Source organism: Microbulbifer sp. 2205BS26-8 (assembly GCF_030731025.1).
Lineage (GTDB): Bacteria > Pseudomonadota > Gammaproteobacteria > Pseudomonadales > Cellvibrionaceae > Microbulbifer > Microbulbifer spongiae.
In genome coordinates this window covers 1-1,743 of sequence record NZ_JAVAMR010000111.1, presented here as the reverse complement: position 1 = coordinate 1,743, position 1,743 = coordinate 1, and the positions used below count along the sequence as shown (strand labels likewise).

Sequence of the window (1,743 nt, the reverse complement as noted above, 5' to 3'; positions counted from 1 at the left end):
GTGATGCCTCAGTTGCCAAACTTTGTTCTGTATTTAAACCACGATGGGGAAAGTTATCGGGACCCGATAGAGGAAACGCTATCGCAGCTGGAGGTTGCCAATCTTCAACCACTGGGTGATGAGTTTTCTCTTACAGGGGACTTCAATGGAGATGGTGCTTCTGATCTGCTGTTGCTTGCATCCATGCCCCTTATTTTCCATGCCCAAGGAGATGACCTGCCGGAACTTGTGCAAACATTGTCTGTTGCAGATAGTAATGACGCTCTGTCAGCGATAGCGGCAATCCTTACCAATGCCGCACCTGCTGATGTAAAGGTGAGGGATGTTAATGGCGATGGTAGAGATGACATCGTTGCGGGTGGTTTTGCATTTCAGGCTGATACGTCTGGCACCTTCAGTAATTATACAACCCCGAGTGTTGTTCAAACGCCCAATATGGCCGGAGCTTCTGGTGGTCAGTTCCGTGTTAATGAATCCGGTGCGGCAACTTACTCTGTTCCCGTCGCGACCGCAGTTGGCACGGCAGGTGTTGCGCCTGAAATCTCCCTGAACTATAACAATGGTGCTGGCAATGGCCTGTTGGGTAGAGGCTGGGCTATCGGCGGTCTTTCCGGTATCTCCCGCTGTCGTCAGACTTTAGCAATTGATGGTAGTGTGGCACCAATTACCTGGACAGATTCTGACCGGTTCTGCTTGGATGGGCAGCGCCTGATAAAAGTCAGCGGTGCTCAATATGGCGCTGTTGGAGCTGTGTATAAGACCGAGATGGATTCTTTTGCCAAGATCAGCTCAATTGGCGGAAGTCCGGGTAAGCCCGCTTACTTTAAAGTGGAGCGTAAAGACGGGTCCACCAGTTACTATGGGAATAGCAATGACTCAAAACAGCGTGCGGGCAGCCATACGTTAAGCTGGGTGCAAAATCGTTTTGAAGACAGTGTTGGTAATCAGATTGAATTTCTATATGAAGGGGATGTGAATACCGGGCATCGTATTAAGTCTGTTCGTTATGCTTACGGCTCCGGCACTTATAACGCTGCAATAGATTTTTCTTATGAAGATCGCCCTGAGCAACTCCGGATCTATACCGCAGGTTATGAATTTAAGACTACAAAGCGCCTGAAGAAAGTCACCTCCAGATCCAATGGCAGAGTCCTTCGTGAATATAATTTGGGCTATAAGGCGGTTTTGCCGTTTATTCCCGCAAAAAAATATGATGATAGAACCTCACTACTGACTTCATTGCAGGAGTGTGTGGGCTTCAAGTGTCTTCCAGCTATGAGTTTTGAATGGTTGCAGGCACCATGGCGTCAATTTGGAGCGGAATCCGCAGCTATAGACTTCACCCCAACCAGGAATCGATTCCTTAGTGATTATAAATATGCGGACTTCAATGGGGATGGCAAGCAGGATATAGTCTGGATCGAAGGATATAATGACGACGGCGATGATACCGATATTCGTGTTAAGTATGCCATCTCTTATGGATCACAATTCGTCCAACAAAACTTTACTGGTGGTTTATTCACTTCTGAATACTTTACCGGTGAAAATGTAGGTAGAGGATTTTCTTTTCGAGTCTTGGATTACAACGGTGATGGTCGTCATGACCTGGCAATTTATAATCCGCGCACGGCTTATGGGATTGCCGGTGGGTACTGGAATATTTTTCTAAGCCGCTATGACACTGGAAGTAAAAAGTGGAAGTTGGACTCCAGGCCGATCAATACGGGGCTAAGTAGAGGA

Annotated in this window: 1 protein-coding gene; it reads left to right on the top strand. The window is 47.3% G+C overall.

The genetic code is table 11. From position 1 onward, the window contains the following. The coding region (locus Q5Y71_RS16720) for a SpvB/TcaC N-terminal domain-containing protein (protein ID WP_306043215.1) at positions 1-1,743 on the top strand (1,743 nt) is incomplete at both ends.